Source organism: Vibrio sp. SCSIO 43135 (genome assembly GCF_023716665.1).
Taxonomy (GTDB): Bacteria; Pseudomonadota; Gammaproteobacteria; order Enterobacterales; family Vibrionaceae; genus Vibrio; species Vibrio paucivorans.
The window spans coordinates 664,026-680,119 of record NZ_CP071859.1 but is presented as its reverse complement, the minus strand read 5'-3'; the positions used below and the strand labels follow the sequence as shown (position 1 = coordinate 680,119).

At 45.5% G+C, this 16,094-nt stretch carries 13 protein-coding genes; 3 read left to right on the top strand and 10 right to left on the bottom strand.

Annotated features, from left to right (window positions below):
- Position 1: 1 nt before the first annotated feature.
- From J4N42_RS03195 to J4N42_RS03175, 5 genes are all read right to left on the bottom strand, one after another.
- Positions 2 to 505, bottom strand: a complete 504-nt coding sequence (locus J4N42_RS03195) for a hypothetical protein (RefSeq protein WP_252030778.1) — start codon at positions 503 to 505, stop codon at positions 2 to 4.
- A 106-nt stretch (positions 506 to 611) separates the two neighbouring features.
- Positions 612 to 1,763: an ATP-grasp domain-containing protein gene (locus tag J4N42_RS03190; RefSeq protein ID WP_252029680.1), complete on the bottom strand. Its 1,152-nt coding sequence runs from the start codon at positions 1,761 to 1,763 to the stop codon at positions 612 to 614.
- Entirely contained in the window at positions 1,760 to 2,344 is a 585-nt protein-coding gene (locus J4N42_RS03185) for a DedA family protein (RefSeq protein WP_252029679.1), read from the bottom strand. The genes J4N42_RS03190 and J4N42_RS03185 overlap by 4 nt, the downstream gene beginning before the upstream one ends.
- A gap of 234 nt (positions 2,345 to 2,578) precedes the next feature.
- Positions 2,579 to 3,556, bottom strand: a complete 978-nt coding sequence (locus J4N42_RS03180; protein ID WP_252029678.1) for an ion channel — start codon at positions 3,554 to 3,556, stop codon at positions 2,579 to 2,581.
- A gap of 114 nt (positions 3,557 to 3,670) precedes the next feature.
- On the bottom strand, positions 3,671 to 4,585 hold the full coding sequence (locus J4N42_RS03175; protein WP_252029677.1) for a LysR substrate-binding domain-containing protein: 915 nt from the start codon (positions 4,583 to 4,585) through the stop codon (positions 3,671 to 3,673).
- 109 nt (positions 4,586 to 4,694) lie between these two features.
- On the opposite strand from J4N42_RS03175, the gene J4N42_RS03170 reads away from it, so the two are divergent.
- Together J4N42_RS03170 and J4N42_RS03165 are read left to right on the top strand one after the other, a co-directional pair.
- On the top strand, positions 4,695 to 5,966 hold the full coding sequence (locus J4N42_RS03170) for a D-amino acid dehydrogenase (RefSeq protein ID WP_252029676.1): 1,272 nt from the start codon (positions 4,695 to 4,697) through the stop codon (positions 5,964 to 5,966).
- Positions 5,967 to 6,278: 312 nt separating this feature from the next.
- On the top strand, positions 6,279 to 7,826 hold the full coding sequence (locus J4N42_RS03165; RefSeq protein ID WP_252029675.1) for an alanine/glycine:cation symporter family protein: 1,548 nt from the start codon (positions 6,279 to 6,281) through the stop codon (positions 7,824 to 7,826).
- A gap of 139 nt (positions 7,827 to 7,965) precedes the next feature.
- Here J4N42_RS03165 and J4N42_RS03160 read toward each other — a convergent pair whose 3' ends face one another.
- The 4 genes from J4N42_RS03160 to guaB form a co-directional block, all read right to left on the bottom strand.
- Complete coding sequence (locus J4N42_RS03160) at positions 7,966 to 8,565, bottom strand: acetate uptake transporter (RefSeq protein WP_252029674.1); 600 nt, start codon at positions 8,563 to 8,565, stop codon at positions 7,966 to 7,968.
- Positions 8,566 to 8,948: 383 nt separating this feature from the next.
- Positions 8,949 to 10,637, bottom strand: coding sequence for a chitinase (locus tag J4N42_RS03155; protein ID WP_252029673.1), 1,689 nt, complete (start codon positions 10,635 to 10,637; stop codon positions 8,949 to 8,951).
- A 309-nt stretch (positions 10,638 to 10,946) separates the two neighbouring features.
- Positions 10,947 to 12,500: a glutamine-hydrolyzing GMP synthase gene (gene guaA / locus J4N42_RS03150; RefSeq protein ID WP_252029672.1), complete on the bottom strand. Its 1,554-nt coding sequence runs from the start codon at positions 12,498 to 12,500 to the stop codon at positions 10,947 to 10,949.
- 208 nt (positions 12,501 to 12,708) lie between these two features.
- Positions 12,709 to 14,172, bottom strand: a complete 1,464-nt coding sequence (gene guaB, locus J4N42_RS03145) for an IMP dehydrogenase (RefSeq protein ID WP_252029671.1) — start codon at positions 14,170 to 14,172, stop codon at positions 12,709 to 12,711.
- A gap of 233 nt (positions 14,173 to 14,405) precedes the next feature.
- Between guaB and xseA the strand changes: the two genes are divergently transcribed.
- Positions 14,406 to 15,737, top strand: coding sequence for an exodeoxyribonuclease VII large subunit (gene xseA, locus J4N42_RS03140; protein WP_252029670.1), 1,332 nt, complete (start codon positions 14,406 to 14,408; stop codon positions 15,735 to 15,737).
- A gap of 26 nt (positions 15,738 to 15,763) precedes the next feature.
- Here the strand turns inward: xseA and J4N42_RS03135 are convergent, their stop codons facing one another.
- Positions 15,764 to 15,997: a zinc ribbon domain-containing protein gene (locus J4N42_RS03135; RefSeq protein ID WP_252029669.1), complete on the bottom strand. Its 234-nt coding sequence runs from the start codon at positions 15,995 to 15,997 to the stop codon at positions 15,764 to 15,766.
- Between the last annotated feature and the right edge of the window lie 97 nt (positions 15,998 to 16,094).

Sequence of the window (16,094 nt, the reverse complement as noted above, 5' to 3'; positions counted from 1 at the left end):
ATCATTGCTCCCTCATAAATGATGCTGTCGCCGGAGCCAAACCAAACTCGTCGCACGTTTTGACATCAAGCAAGGTGGTCGCGACTTTGGCCATCGCAAAGTGATGATTAGCGTGCAAAGCTGCAAAAGTGAGTTCACGGCCGAACGTCGACTCCAATGCACATGTATGTGATTGGCTTAATGAAACCTCACTTAACACCACTACAGATTGATTCAACTCTTCCAGTGGTTGGCGCTGTAATTTGGCAATAAATTCATCAATTTCCTGCAGTGCAACGCGCTTGGTCGATTCAACCTCATGACCACGTCGACGCAAGTTGTAATCAATCACCCCTCGGCTTTGAAACAGCGCATGGAAAATGTCGAGCCAATGACGAAAATGCTGGCCAATCGAACTGGTTAGCAACGGTTTGGCAATAAAGCAGTATTGCTCGTCCGTCAGTGTCAGTAAGAAATCACGCCCTTGTTGCAATGTTTCAATCGCACCATGAAGCACCGATACCATCGCCGAATCTTGAGAGTGAAATTCAAGCTCACTCGAGAGCTCTGAAGTCGAAATAGCAACCATATAAAGTCCCTGTTTTCTTGTTATTCGAACCCAATATTGGGTTTTAATCCGTTGCTGGATACTGTTGTGTCAGTAGCTTTTCTTCACGCCATGCGTTCAACAATGCCGCCATTGACGGTGTTTTATGACCACGACGTTTTTGTCTGGCACCGATATCAAACAAGATTCGGTACTGTTCAAGTAGAGTCGAAAATATTTCGCTAAGCGGGGTGTTACGGTCCCAGATATGGGCAGCCTCACTACTCGCGCCATTGATTTCTAGAATCGTGAATGCCTCACCTTGCATAAACTGGTGAATATCGGCGAACTTGATGTCCAAACGCCCATAATGAAAGCCATCAAGATCATCGAAGATCTCATCGAGCTTTTGGCTCAACGCTTCGGTAATGTACTGGTTACCATTGCGAAAAATAGAACCTCGGCTGTGACTTCCTGCAAAGGCCAGTTGGAACTCTTCTCCCAACTCAAGTACTTCCTGAAGTTTGTCTTCATGTCTTGGTAAATATAGGTGAGATAGCTGCCCTGCTCTCGGACAGTTGTCGATAAGCTGCTGTAAGGTACTGACTCCATCTCCGGTAACGGAAGGCGCGTACTTGAGTGTGATGGAAATGATTTTTCCACGTGTATCTTCTGGATAGCGAACATAAAACACGCCGGCTTCAGCCTGATACGGCGCTTTCTCCTGCAACAAAAACCGCGCATCACGAGGGAAAGATTCAATGTAACTCGCGAGCTGATCTTTATCCTGCAACAGCTTCACTCCCGCCCCTCGGCAACCCAGATCGGGCTTAGCCACTATAGGAAAACTCAACTGAGCCTGACTCATAGCTTCCAGAGCACTGTCTAGCTGCTGTGAAACATTGCGTAAATCTCGAGTCACAGTAATGAAAGGAGAAATCCACTGCTTGGCATACTCCCCAGCCAAACTAAGAATATCGTGCTTAGATTCACCGACCATGCCGCTTAATTTAATACTCGGATTAGCGATTAACGGTAGCCCCCAATCGCGGTGCCTTACGCCCTGAAACAAGCTTTGCATGACAACAGGCGTGTAAAAAAACCAACTCGGCAAAAACTCATACGGTGACACCGCACGCTCAGTATCAACTTCCAGCTCAGGCATACCTGCGTTGATCTTTCCCTGTTCAATACACTGTATCTGCTCAATACCAGAGATAGCTAAGTGAGACTTCATGAAATTCCTCTAGTGAGTGATTTATTTAAAATACGGTTTGCAGCAAACAGCACGCCGAATGCCACTGGAATCGTGAGCCATTGGTAGCCTCGACTTTGCAGCCAATCCACACTGCCCACCTGGTAGACAGCACCAAATACAACAGCAGTCCAAATTGATGTCGCACTGACCACCGCAAGTAAAAACAGTGACAGTGGGATAGAAAAGAAGCCACTCAAGGTAAACCCAACGGTTCGCATCCCCGGTATAAAACGGATAATGAATAGGTTAATGAACGGCTTGCGATGCAGTAAGCTTCTGACCTGCTTGAAGTATTTATTGGTCAAAGAGCGATATCGAAGAACTCTGATAGTTCGAGCACCTCTCCCCAAATAGTAGAGGCCTAAATCACCAGTCGCGATGCCGACAAAAATCGCCAACAACGCCCAACTAGCAGGCATCACTTCTTGGGCTGCTAATCCCGCGGCGGTGACAATAGCGAGATCTTCAAGTAAATAGGAAAGTAGGATCACTCCAACAAACAGCCACGTAAGTGAATGTCCACCGTGTGTTATCCATTCTTGTAGTTCTGCTCCAGACACCACATTCCCTCTCTAAATGAATTCTCAGCCTATGGCCGTTAGCCCTCAGTTCATTTAACATGACCTGCCGTTAGATAAAAAAATTACATACCTTTGAGTAATTAAATTTAAAAGAGATATACAAAGGGTAGTCATCGCACCGCAAATGCGCCTAATTTCTGTGAATAAATAGAAGCAGAAAAGCAGGCTGTTTAGCCTGCTTGAGTCAAAGACGAAGAAATGGAAAACGGTCTATTAGCGAGTCATTTTTTTAACAAAAACCACTACAAACAACGCCATCGTAAAGCTGCCAAGAAAAGCCTCAAAAGCCGCAATAAAGCGAGCGATTCCTACTGGGGATATATCGCCATAGCCTAAGGTGGTAAAGGTCACGACGCTGAAATACACCGCATTAAAAAATTCAAACGCATAGAATTGCCAACCTTCAACGCCAGCATACACAGGGTTGGACGAAGTCGTATCAAGTAGAAAGTACGCAATAGCGCACGCCAAGATTAGAAAGATGGAAAACAATACAACTCGAGCGGGTGACTCGCCATAACCACAGAACACATCCACGATTTTGGACACGATTCGGCGTAAGCTAAACAGTGGCATTTGATAGCGCCTAAAGCGCATTTCCTTTTGAAAGAATTCGCCTGCGGTCTCAAATAAGCCCTGCTTCTCGCACTGCTTACGGATGTTACGACACACCTCTTCTGCTTCCTGATACAGTGAAGATGCCTTATGTCTATCGCCAACTTTTGCAGCAAGTTTAGCTTCACGTTCTTGCTTTAGCGCTCTGCCCCAGTGAATATTCTCAAGACGCGCTCGCGCGAGATCTGCGCCAAGCAAGTTGCAGTCATTGAGCTGTGCGCAGTGTAAATTTGCGCACACAAGCTTGCACTTCATCAATGATGAACCGCGTAAATCTAAGCCAAAAAAATGTGCTTCGCTCAAGTCCGCACGGTAGAAATCTACATTGCGACAGGAGTAGCCGACTTTATTCCCTCGGTTTACTAGGTTTAAGTCCACTAAGTTTGTTCTTGCCAACTGAAATCCGTCTAAAGGTTTACCCGCTGCGGCCCATTCTTCAACCTGTTGTTTTACGTTATCGTTGCTTTTATCTACTGCGGGATCATGCCAATAACAAAGTCCTGACTCCCCACAAGGTTGATCGCAGCGCCAGCCATCGGGATTTTGATAGCTGCATCGGCCTTTTTCTGATTTCATATGCACCGCCCTCAATAACTAATTGTAGGTGGTGACTGATCAGTTGCCACACTAATTACAAATTAATCATTAACTGTAAATAAACAAGACGGTTAGCTTCCTGATTAATGGAACTCACACCAGATCAAACTGTAATTTGAGCCACTCAGTGAACGAACGAGTGCTGTCGTTCTGTGTTCTCGTGAGGAGGAAATAGCCAGCATTGGCTGGAATGGAAGGGAACGGGGAAACCAGCTTCCCTTTCTCTAACTCATTGGTTATCAATAGGCTACGAGCCAAGGCGATACCGACTCCTGCCTCCGCGGCAGACATGGCCATATCTGTGCGATTAAAAAAGTGACCACGATTAGTCTCAAGTGCTAAGCCATGTTTTCCGAACCAATACTGCCACTCATAATCTCTTGGTGCATTTTGCCAAGGCATCGCATCATGTAACAACGTCGCGTCACTCCATAAAGCTTCGCTAAGCTCCACGTCATCTTGCCTTTCTATGCCACTGTACTGTTCCCAATAAGCGGCACTCATAACTGGCAGTAACGACTCTTCAAACAGCAGCTCCGCGTTGTCGGAGCGATATGGGAAGCAGCCATAATCAATGGCCAGATCATAGTCTTTCTCATCTCCATCAACGATGGCTGTTTCTGCAAAAGTCACTACCTGAATATCAGGGTGATGGCGGTGGAATTGTTCTAGCTTCGGAACCAACCATTTAAACGCTAAAGACGGTGTGAGTTTCAATTTGACTTCTTTCGACTGGCCACTTGGTTGCTGCAGGGATTGGATCACCGCTTCAATATCCGCAAAGTGCTGATTCACTGCATTAGCGAGAACTTCTCCTTGCGGCGTTAAGCGGATCCCCCGGGAATGGCGTTCAAAAACACTAAAGCCTAGTAACGTCTCTAGCTGAAGTAATTGCTGACTTACCGCTCCGGTAGTGAGGTGCATTTTCTTCGCAGCCTCAGTCAAACTGGCATATTGAGACGCCACACGAAACGTCGACAAACTTGTTGCTAAGGTACTTCGGATCATGACTCTCACCAGCGTTTAGAAATTCTATATGCAGTAAACAATTATTCTCGATTGTTAAAACAATGTAAAACCCGCACGATACGCAAAAGTCATTAATGTGAGCATGAAGATGAAAATTGCAGTATTAGGCAGCGGCGTGATTGGTGTAACCACCGCATGGTATCTATCTAAAGCCGGTCATGAGGTCGTGGTTATCGATAGACAAGCGAAAAGTGGTCAGGAAACCAGCTTCGCCAATGCCGGGCAAATCTCTTATGGATACTCTTCACCATGGGCAGCTCCAGGTATCCCACAAAAAGCGATCCGTTGGCTGTTCGAGCAGCATGCTCCTTTAAAAGTTCAACCTAAAGTAGACATCACAATGCTCAACTGGGCCATGCAGATGCTTAGCAATTGCCAACTGACCCGCTACGAAGTCAATAAGTCTCGTATGTTAAAAGTCGCTAACCATAGCCGTGAATGTCTGCAGCAATTAAATCAAGAGTTGGGGTTAGAATACCAAGGTCGCCAACGCGGTACGCTCCAAGTCTTTCGTTCTGAGAAGCAATTGGATGCAGTCGAAAAAGACATCCGCTTATTACAACAGGCCAACACCCGCTTCAAATTGCTCAATCCACAACAGTGCCTCGAACAAGAACCAGGTCTAGCGCCAGTGATAGATAAACTCAAAGGTGGGCTGTATTTGCCAGATGATGAAACGGGCGATTGCCAATTGTTTTGTCAGCAACTCACTCAGAAAGCGCAACAGCAAGGTGTCGAGTTTAAGTTTGACCATACCATTCAAGGCCTAGACCGCAGCTCAGGTAAAATTACATCCGTCATCACGGACAAAGAAACCCTTCATGCCGATGCGTTTGTCGTCGCAATGGGCAGCTACTCTGCTCCATTGCTTGCTTCAATAGGCATTGCTATTCCGGTTTACCCAGTAAAAGGTTACTCACTGACTGCGTCTATCATCGACCCTACGTTAGCTCCAACTTCGACAGTAATGGATGAGACCTACAAAGTCGCTTTAACGCGTTTCGATGATCGCATCCGCGTGGCTGGCACAGCAGAGCTAGCAGGATTTGACCCTACAATTCCAGAAAAACGCAAAAACACGATTTCAATGGTCGCCAAAGATCTTTTCCCACACAGTGCCAACTTCGAACACGCAGAATACTGGACAGGCTTTAGGCCTATGACCCCAGACGGAACCCCGATCATTGGCAAAACAGGCTACCAAAACCTGTTTACGAATACTGGTCACGGCACTTTGGGCTGGACCATGGCATGCGGTTCAGCGCAGCTGCTAAGCCAAGTCATTACACAATCAACGAAAGCCTACCCAATGGCTACTCAGCCACTTATCGATGGCCTAGATTTATCTCGCTATCAGTGAGCGCTATTTTCTGCTTAAAAATCAATCGGAATATAAATTTACTGAGAGTAACTAATTCAGAGATTAATAAATTACAACTACCGATAAGTTAACCGTATAAGTCCCTTAATAGTTATCAAATAATTCAAATAAGATCGTAGAAATAAGTAAAAACTAATATAGAGAACTAATTATTAACAACCAGACGGAGTTTTGTGCTCTTAATCACACCGCTAGGCTCTAATAGATAAAACCATTAACAATTGAGTTACACAAAGGTTAATGTATCGCCTAGAAAACAAACAATACATCTACAAAACAGGGAAAATGCTCATGCAGTCATTAGTTGATTTTCTGAATGGAATTATCTGGAGTCCGGCACTGATTTATTTGTGTCTTGGTGCTGGTTTGTTCTATTCGATCATGACTCGATTCGTTCAAATTCGTCACTTTTTCGAAATGTGGCGCTTACTACTTTCAGGCAAGAGTTCATCGAAAGGTATTTCATCTTTCCAAGCACTTGCCGTTTCGCTTTCTGGCCGTGTAGGTACAGGTAACATTGCAGGTGTTGCTGCCGCTATCGGTTTCGGTGGCCCAGGTGCAGTATTCTGGATGTGGGTTGTTGCGTTCTTTGGCGCGGCAACAGCATACGCAGAATCCACTCTAGCGCAAATCTATAAAGAAGAAGACGAAGGCGAATTCCGCGGTGGTCCAGCTTACTACATTGAAAAAGCGATGGGTCAGAAGTGGTACGCTTGGATCTTCGCAATTGCGACTATCTTTGCATGTGGTGTGCTACTACCTGGTGTTCAGTCAAACAGCATCGGTAACGCAGTAGAAGCAGCATTTGGTCCGGGTGCGATGATCGAAACCGCAATCGGTACATTCAGCTTCGCTAAAATCTTCACTGGTACGGTTGTTTCAATCATCCTTGGTTTCATCATCTTTGGTGGTGTTAAGCGTATTGCGAACTTCACTCAAATCGTCGTTCCATTTATGGCGCTTGCGTACATCATCACTGCGTTCGTTATCATCCTACTTAACATCGGTGAAGTTCCACGCATCTTCTCTATGATCATTAGCGATGCATTCACTCCTATGGCTGGTGTTGGTGCTGCGATTGGTTGGGGTGTTAAACGTGGTGTTTACTCTAACGAAGCAGGTCAAGGTACTGGTCCTCACGCAGCTGCAGCAGCAAACGTTGATCACCCTGCGCAACAAGGTCTGGTTCAGTCATTCTCAATCTATATCGATACACTGCTAGTATGTTCAGCAACAGCGTTTATGATCCTTATCACTGGTGCATACAACGTACACGGTGGTGCAGACGGTGCGTTCCTAGTTCAGAACATCAGTGCTGAAATCAGTGCTAACGGTCCAGTCTTCACACAGATGGCGATCGAAAGTGCGCTACCTGGTGTTGGTAAGCCGTTTATTGCTGTTGCATTGTTCTTCTTTGCATTCACTACCATCCTTGCTTACTACTACATTGCAGAGACAAATATTGCTTATATTCGTCGTACCTTCAAAGTTAACGGCTTAATGTTCGTCCTAAAGTTGGTACTTATGGCCGCAGTGTTCTACGGTACTGTTAAGACAGCGAATCTCGCTTGGGCGATGGGTGATGTGGGCGTAGGCCTAATGGCTTGGCTAAACATTGTCGGTATTCTGATAATTTTCTTCATGTCGAAGCCAGCACTTAAAGCGCTAGCCGACTATGAAGAACAACAGAAGAAAGGCGTGACAGAGTACACGTTCAACCCTGTAAAACTTGGCATTAAAGGTGCTGATTACTGGGAAGAGAAGTACAAGCGCAAAACCGGTAAAACACCAACTGCAGATAGCGACTCAACAGAAGCAGTAGAGCAGCCATCAACCTAAGTCTTATTCAGTTCTTGTCCTGTTGGCAGGAAATATAAGAAAAAGCAGTGGTCCGAATAACGGACATTAAAAAAGGGGCTAACCAATGGTTAGCCCCTTTCTTTTGTTCCCGTACCAGAATGTCTGGTTTTGCACTGACTTAAGCAGCAATCTCTTGAGTAGTAGGTGCAACTGATGCCGATTTCTTCTCACCAATTGGCAAGATAGTGCGGCCATATTCATTGTTCAGCACTTGCGCCATTGCGAAATAAATCGCGCTCGCACCACAGAAGATGCCTTCAAAACCTGCAATCGTACCAATCAGAGTGCTACCGGTAAAATCACGAGCAGCTAATAGGAAAAACAGAACCGTTAGCGAGCCGAACACAACTTGCTTAGCACGTGGGTAGCACAGTGAACCAATGAACATGAAACCTGTGAAAATACCCCATAGAGCTAGATACCACCCCATAAAGTGAGCAGGGCTTGCTGGCAGCCCCATGTATGGCATTACGATTAACCCAACCAATGTTAACCAAAACAAGCCATATGAAGTGAATGCGGTTGTACCGAAAGTATCACCACGCTTAAAACACATCATGCCGACTAGAACTTGGCTCAGACCACCGTAAAAGATACCCATCGCAAGAATCATTGAGTCGATTGGGAAGAAACCTGCATTATGGATGTTAAGCAGGATGGTTGTCATACCGAAACCCATTAGGCCAAGTGGAGCTGGGTTTGCCAGTTTAGTAGACATTTCGCGCACCTTTCAAAAAAGTTAATAAAAATTACGCGCGGATTTTAAAACAGATAACGTTAAATGATAGCGAACCTTGCGAAAACTAAGATTTCGAAAATCACCATAAGTTAGGAAATTGAATATGAAAGGGATAAATCAGGTTGAATAACACTAAGGAAAAAACAAATCAGTAAAGTACCACATCAGTAATTAGTTCATCATAAGCCAATTAATACCAACAATGTTAAATAATTGATTTTATGGGATTAAATCCTCTATAAAAAATAGAAAGAGCTTTAGGAACATGGGTAACCTAAAGCTCTATTTAATGCATATTGCTACCTTAGTTAGAGAGTCTAAACCGTCGGTCTAAAGTATTTCGCTACGGACGACTCCGCAAACTACTGACACGAAATTTCATCCCAGAACCAGTTGCTAGCAGTCGGTGTGTCCCAAACCCCAGGGGAGTTCTTCGCAACAAAACATTTACCCGCATTCGTCACTTTGTCGCCATTCCCCACTTGTGTCACTCCCGCTTCCCATTGAATAAAGGTATTTGGATCCGGAGTTGGGGTTGGGGTTGGATCTGGTGTTGGCTCTGGGTCAGGCGTCGGTGTTGGATCTGGGGTTGGCTCAGGTACAGGCTCGGTTGGTGTGCCTTCAACTAACTCCCAAGGTCCACCATTGGTAGGATCATCGCCCTGAGTCCACCATTTCGCTTGATATGTTGCTCCGCTATAAGTCACTTGATCGCCAGTGTTATACACTTTGTTTACATCCCATCCATTACCGCCAGGGTCAGTACCCGGGTCGACAGGATCAAGCTGTTCTACCACTCGAACCTCTGGCCAACTTGCATGTGAGCCATAAAAGTTAGTGACACATTTCTCGTAGTCACCCGGAACAAGTGCAGAATAGGCAGTTTGGAAGCCCACCAGCTCACACTCAAACGAGTAACCTTCTGGGCGATCTGGGTAATATTTCCAGTTACCATCCCAGTTAGTGTAAAGAACATCCGTCGCACCATTAAGGTTTAAGCTACCGTAAGGTGTTTGCTGCCAACAAGTGTTCTTTTCGTCGGCTTCTAGCGGAATCTGATAATGACTCGATAGCCCTTCCCAGTAACGAATACGATTGACTGGCTGGCCTTTCTCTTTGTTTTGTTCGCCACATTCAATACCACCATTAATAACGTTAATTGTGGTACCAAAGCCATACCCTATGCCCGCATCAATTTCACGCTGAGATGGTGTCCAAGTACGATCAATCACATGTAACATCGCCGGCTTAGGTGCCTGTGGAGTTAGGAAGAACCAAATGGCAGAGGCCAGATTTAGCCAAGAATCCGCAACCAGACCAGGATTGTTAAGCAATACCGTTGCATCGCCGTCATACATCACTTCCGAAAATGCACCATAGTTAAAGTGATAGGATAACTGTTTAGCACCGCGGCCAAAGTAGCCTTGCCCCGCAGCACATGGCCAGCGGCGGTTCTGCCAATCGTCCTGACCACATCCTGTTGTATAACCTTCTTGCCCCTCAGACCAACCCATTTCGCGTACATGAACGAGCGCTTGCTGCCACTCTTCCAGTGCTAATGGGTTATCCGAAATATTATCTTTGGCGATATGACCACCGGTTTCTTGCGAAAAGTGAGCAAATGCCGTCACGATCGACTTTTCACAGATCGCATCCGAATTACGGCCATCTGTGTATTCACCACAAAATGCCGGAAACTTACCAATCGCACGTAGAAAGCGAGTGTAAGTATATTCATGCGTGGCCATTTGAGTGAGGAAATCCCACTCAGATTGAGGAAAAACCCGCTCTACGCGCTTAACATTCTCTGGGTTTGCAGCCGCTCCCGGCTCAATCGCTTCCACCACAGCATTAGGGCGAGTTTCTAATGCTTTAGACCAAATGGCATACATAGGGTCGGAGGTTTGCGCATCGCCAGCCGCTTGGATATCAGCACGAGAAATGACATAACCAGTTGGGTTTTCTGGGTCAGGTTGAATGTTCATCGCTGCCATAGCATTTACCGCTATTGAACAGCCCACAAGTAAGGTGAGTGGTTTTATTTTTATCATCAGTGAAGTCCCTGTCTCACTAAAAAATTCTTTAGAAGAATAGAGGCTTAATGGAGACCTATGCAGACAAATGTGATGTTGAACGGGAGATTTGCGAGTGATTTCCTCTCGATGTAAACCATCCAACGTATGGTGACATCAAGAGTATTAGGTGTGCTACAAAAAACACTAAGTTAGTAAACATAAGATTTTCAATTACTTAATGCGCACTTGGTTTCATCAACTGAGCACCATATGTGACAGCGATAGATATAAAAAAGCCCCGAGGAATCCTCAGGGCTTCATCAATCAAAAACAATACCGTTGGGATTATTCCCACTCGATAGTTGCAGGTGGCTTACCTGAGATGTCGTAAACTACGCGTGAAATGCCATCAACTTCGTTGATAATGCGGTTAGAAACCTTACCTAGGAAGTCGTATGGTAAATGTGCCCAATGCGCAGTCATGAAGTCAATCGTTTCTACAGCACGTAGAGATACAACCCAGTCGTACTTACGGCCATCGCCCATTACACCTACAGAGCGTACTGGTAGGAATACCGTGAACGCTTGAGATACTTTGTTGTATAGGTCCGCAGCGTGTAGCTCTTCAATGAAGATCGCGTCTGCACGACGTAGAAGATCACAGTACTCTTTCTTGATTTCACCAAGAACACGAACACCTAGACCAGGACCTGGGAATGGGTGGCGGTAAAGCATGTTGTAAGGCAGGCCAAGCTCTAGGCCAATCTTACGTACTTCATCTTTAAATAGCTCACGTAGTGGCTCAACAAGGCCCATTTCCATATCATCAGGAAGACCACCCACATTATGGTGTGATTTGATTACATGCGCTTTACCCGTCTTAGATGCAGCCGATTCGATTACGTCTGGGTAAATCGTACCTTGAGCAAGCCATTTCGCGTTTTTCAGCTTCTTCGACTCTTCATCGAACACGTCTACGAATACGTGACCGATTGTCTTACGCTTCTCTTCTGGGTCAGACTTACCTTCAAGAGCCGCAAGGAAGCGATCTTCTGCGTCAACTTTGATGATGTTTAGGCCGAACTTGTCGCCAAACATATCCATTACTTGTTGACCTTCGTTTAAGCGAAGAAGACCGTTATCAACGAATACACATGTTAGCTTGTCGCCAATCGCACGGTGAACCAGCATCGCGACAACAGATGAATCAACACCACCCGATAGACCTAGAATAACTTCGTCGTCACCTACTTGCTCTTTAATACGAGCAACAGCATCTTCGATGATTGACTCTGAAGTCCACAGACGCTCACAGCCACATACGCCAAGAACAAAGTTCTCTAGCATTTGCAGGCCTTGTTTAGTGTGCGTTACTTCTGGGTGGAATTGCACGCCGTAGTATTTCTTCTCTTCGTTTGCCATTGCAGCGTACGGACAAGTCTCTGTCTCGCCCACTTTTACAAAGTCAGCTGGAATTTCTACTACTTTGTCACCGTGGCTCATCCATACATCTTGAGTCGCTTCAAGATCTTTAAATAGTGCAGACTCGCCAGATACTTTTACTTGTGCGTAGCCAAATTCACGCTCGTTAGAGCCTGCTACTTTACCACCAAGTTGCTCCGCCATCGTTTGCATGCCGTAACATACACCTAGAACTGGAACACCAGAATCAAATACATATTGAGGTGCACGTGGCGAGTTTTGTTCGGTTACACTTTCAGGGCCGCCAGAAAGGATAATTCCGTCTGGATTGAATTCACGAATATCCGCTTCTTCTACATCCCAACTCCATAGTTCACAGTAAACGCCGATTTCACGTACGCGGCGAGCGACAAGTTGAGTGTACTGAGAACCGAAGTCCAAGATCAGAATACGTTGGTCATGAATGTTTTTAGTCATTTTGGGCAGTCTTATAAGCTAGGTTATGAAAACGAGGCGAGTTTACTCGCCTCTTATCAATGCTTCAAGGAAAAAAGCAAACGTTTACGTAAGATTTCTTGTTCCCGTTTTACGTCGGGATTTTGGTCGAGAACAAGGAGAAGACGCGCAGCTTATAAGTATAAGTGAGCACCTTCGACGCCGTTCTCGGACAAAATAACAAGTAAAATTAGCCTAAACGGTAGTTTGGTGCTTCCTTGGTGATCTGAACATCGTGTACATGAGACTCCTTCATACCTGCACCTGAGATACGAACAAACTCTGCTTGAGTACGCATTGCTTCGATAGTCGCTGAGCCTGTTAGACCCATGCTTGAACGTAGGCCACCCATTTGCTGATGTACGATTTCTTTCAAGCGACCTTTGTATGCGATACGACCTTCAATACCTTCTGGTACTAGCTTGTCTGCAGCGTTGTCAGACTGGAAGTAACGATCTGAAGAACCTTGTGACATAGCGCCTAGTGAACCCATACCACGGTAAGCTTTGTATGAACGGCCATTGTAAAGAATTACTTCACCCGGTGCTTCTTCTGTTCCCGCAAACATAGAGCCAACCATCACAACTGATGCGCCCGCTACGATAGCTTTACAGATATCGCCAGAGAAGCGGATACCGCCGTCAGCAATAACTGGAATACCGTAAGAATTTGCCACCTCAGCAGCATCTGCAATTGCAGTAACTTGAGGAACACCTACGCCCGTTACGATACGAGTAGTACAAATAGAACCAGGGCCAATACCCACTTTCACAGCACTTACGCCTGCTTCGATAAGTGCTTTAGCACCTGCACCTGTTGCTACGTTACCGCCGATGATGTCGAGATCAGGGTATGCTGCGCGAGTTTCGCGGATACGGTTAAGTACACCTTCAGAGTGGCCGTGCGATGAGTCGATAAGTAGAACGTCTACGCCAGCTTCAACCAAAGCGGCTACACGTTCTTCGTTACCAGCACCAGCACCAACAGCTGCACCGACACGTAGACGACCACGCTCATCTTTACATGCGTTTGGTTTACGTTCTGCTTTGTGGAAATCTTTCGCAGTGATCATACCGGTTAGTTGGAACTCATCGTTCACAACCAGTACTTTCTCAACGCGTGCTTCGTGCATTTTCTCTTGCACTTCTTCACGAGTTGCACCTTCTTTTACCGAAGCCAAACGATCTTTAGGTGTCATTACCGATTCAACTGTTTTTGATAAGTCAGTAACAAAGCGAACGTCACGGCCAGTAATGATACCAACCAATTCATTGCTTTCAGTAACAACAGGGAAACCAGCAAAGCCGTGCTTTTCAGTTAAAGCGACAACATCAGCAATCGTTGCATCAGGATTCACAGTCACAGGGTTGGTTACAACACCAGCTTCAAAAATCTTAACCTGACGAACCATCTCTGCTTGCTGTTCAATAGACATGTTCTTATGAATAAAACCAATACCGCCTTCTTGCGCAAGTGCGATAGCAAGACGAGCTTCCGTCACAGTATCCATCGACGCAGAAATCATTGGGATATTTAAGGTGATATTTTTCGTCAGCTGAGTGCGAAGATCAGCTGTGTTTGGGAGAACGGTGGAGTGTGCTGGCACAAGTAGTACGTCATCGAATGTCAGCGCTTCTTTGGCAATTCTTAGCATTTGCAATATCTCACAATTAGAGGAGTAAAAAGAACAACCCAATCTCATCGTTTCGCATAATGAGGGCAACAAAATTAAGGCAACTTCATTGCATTTGGATTAGATATTGCGGACGGATTATACGGCTAACGAAATCGCTTGGCTACACATTTTTCTATTTTTTATTTGCAATTACCCCCTTGATATGTATTATATTGCCGCTAACTTCCATACTCACGTCTATGAGATTAGCTGTGTCTTCTCTGACCAATCAAAATATCTTCACTGTCTCCCGTCTCAATGCAGAAGTCCGTTTACTCCTTGAAAATGAAATGGGAATTGTGTGGCTAATTGGTGAAATCTCAAACTTTTCAGCCCCTGTCTCAGGTCATTGGTACCTCACCCTTAAAGATTCTCGCGCCCAAGTTAAGTGTGCGATGTTTAAGGGCAACAATAGACGTGTAACCTTCAAGCCGCAAAATGGTAAACAAGTTCTAGTAAAAGCACGCTTGTCTTTATATGAACCTCGTGGGGACTATCAGCTGATCATTGAAAGCATGCAGCCAGAAGGTGATGGCCGCCTGCAGCAACAATTTGATGAACTGAAAATGAAACTCGCAGGGGAAGGACTCTTTGCTCAAACCAACAAGCGCCCTCTCCCTGAGCATCCAACCCGTGTTGGGGTCATTACCTCTAAAACCGGTGCAGCACTGTTCGATATCCTTGATGTGTTAAAACGCAGAGACCCTTCGCTGCCTGTTGTGGTGTATCCAACTACGGTACAAGGTGACGACGCAGCGATTCAAATCGCTCAAGCAATTGGCTGCGCAAATAGTCGTAACGAGTGTGATGTCTTGATTGTTGGTCGAGGGGGCGGTTCATTGGAAGATCTTTGGTGTTTCAATAACGAGATCTTGGCTCGAACTATCGCAGCTAGCCAGATTCCTATTATCAGTGCTGTCGGTCATGAAGTGGATGTTACTATTGCTGACTTTGTAGCAGATATGCGTGCCCCTACTCCCTCTGCCGCTGCTGAGTTGGTTAGTCGTGATAATAGCCATAAAGATCAGGCATTGGCGACCAAACATCAAAAGCTTGTTAGCGCACTTCGCTATTACCTAAGCCAACAGCGTCAACACAACGCGACATTGCTGCACCGTTTAGAGAAACAACACCCTAGCCATCAGCTACAGCACCAGAGTCAACAACTCGACGAGTTAGAACAACGCTTGCATCGAAGTATGAACAACTTCATCACCATACGCAAACAGGCTGTACAACGACAACAATATCGAATACAGCTCCACTCTCCCGTTGCAAAGCTTGGCGAACAAAAATCTAGCCTACAAAGGCTAGAACAAAAGTTGTTGGATGCTATGGACAGAAAGCTGCTCAATACACGACATCAATTGGCTTTAGCCGCGGAAAAGCTTGACACAGTTAGTCCTTTGGCAACGTTAAAACGCGGATATTCCATCACTCAAGATAAGGATGGGACAGTGGTAACACGCGCTTCAGATGTAAAAATGGGCGACACACTGGTCACCCGCCTTGCTGATGGTGAAGTACGCTCCACTGTTAACTGATTAGGTCTAGGTTTTCACTTCCTAGCTTAGTCACGAGCTAAAATGGGCTGAAACACAAAGCTGACTCTCGACTTCGACTTTAACTCATTGCAAGTATTGCAAAAGTAACTTGCCGAGCCGCACGCCTGTAGCTTCTCTAGCTCTGCACTACATTCAGGACAATATCCTATTTTCTTATAATGGGTAGAACAAGATCCGCAATGATAAGCGCCATCCCACTCTAACTCGCTACTACACTTCGGGCATTGATTCTCAGTCATAGCATCACCTTTATAATGTCATTTAACTTTTACTCATACGGGGATTATCTAACAAGATCATTGTCACTTTCCTTGATTTTGTCCCGTGATAGTTCAC

Bases quoted from the DNA above. Each gene is read 5' to 3' on its own strand.
- J4N42_RS03195 (WP_252030778.1), bottom strand. From the start codon at position 505: ATGGTATCGGTGCTTCATGGTGCGATTGAAACATTGCAACAAGGGCGT.
- J4N42_RS03135 (WP_252029669.1), bottom strand. From the start codon at position 15,997: ATGACTGAGAATCAATGCCCGAAGTGTAGTAGCGAGTTAGAGTGGGAT.
- guaB (WP_252029671.1), bottom strand. From the start codon at position 14,172: ATGCTAAGAATTGCCAAAGAAGCGCTGACATTCGATGACGTACTACTT.
- guaA (WP_252029672.1), bottom strand. From the start codon at position 12,500: ATGACTAAAAACATTCATGACCAACGTATTCTGATCTTGGACTTCGGT.
- J4N42_RS03175 (WP_252029677.1), bottom strand. From the start codon at position 4,585: ATGATCCGAAGTACCTTAGCAACAAGTTTGTCGACGTTTCGTGTGGCG.
- J4N42_RS03155 (WP_252029673.1), bottom strand. From the start codon at position 10,637: ATGATAAAAATAAAACCACTCACCTTACTTGTGGGCTGTTCAATAGCG.
- J4N42_RS03170 (WP_252029676.1), top strand. From the start codon at position 4,695: ATGAAAATTGCAGTATTAGGCAGCGGCGTGATTGGTGTAACCACCGCA.
- J4N42_RS03190 (WP_252029680.1), bottom strand. From the start codon at position 1,763: ATGAAGTCTCACTTAGCTATCTCTGGTATTGAGCAGATACAGTGTATT.
- J4N42_RS03165 (WP_252029675.1), top strand. From the start codon at position 6,279: ATGCAGTCATTAGTTGATTTTCTGAATGGAATTATCTGGAGTCCGGCA.
- J4N42_RS03180 (WP_252029678.1), bottom strand. From the start codon at position 3,556: ATGAAATCAGAAAAAGGCCGATGCAGCTATCAAAATCCCGATGGCTGG.
- J4N42_RS03160 (WP_252029674.1), bottom strand. From the start codon at position 8,565: ATGTCTACTAAACTGGCAAACCCAGCTCCACTTGGCCTAATGGGTTTC.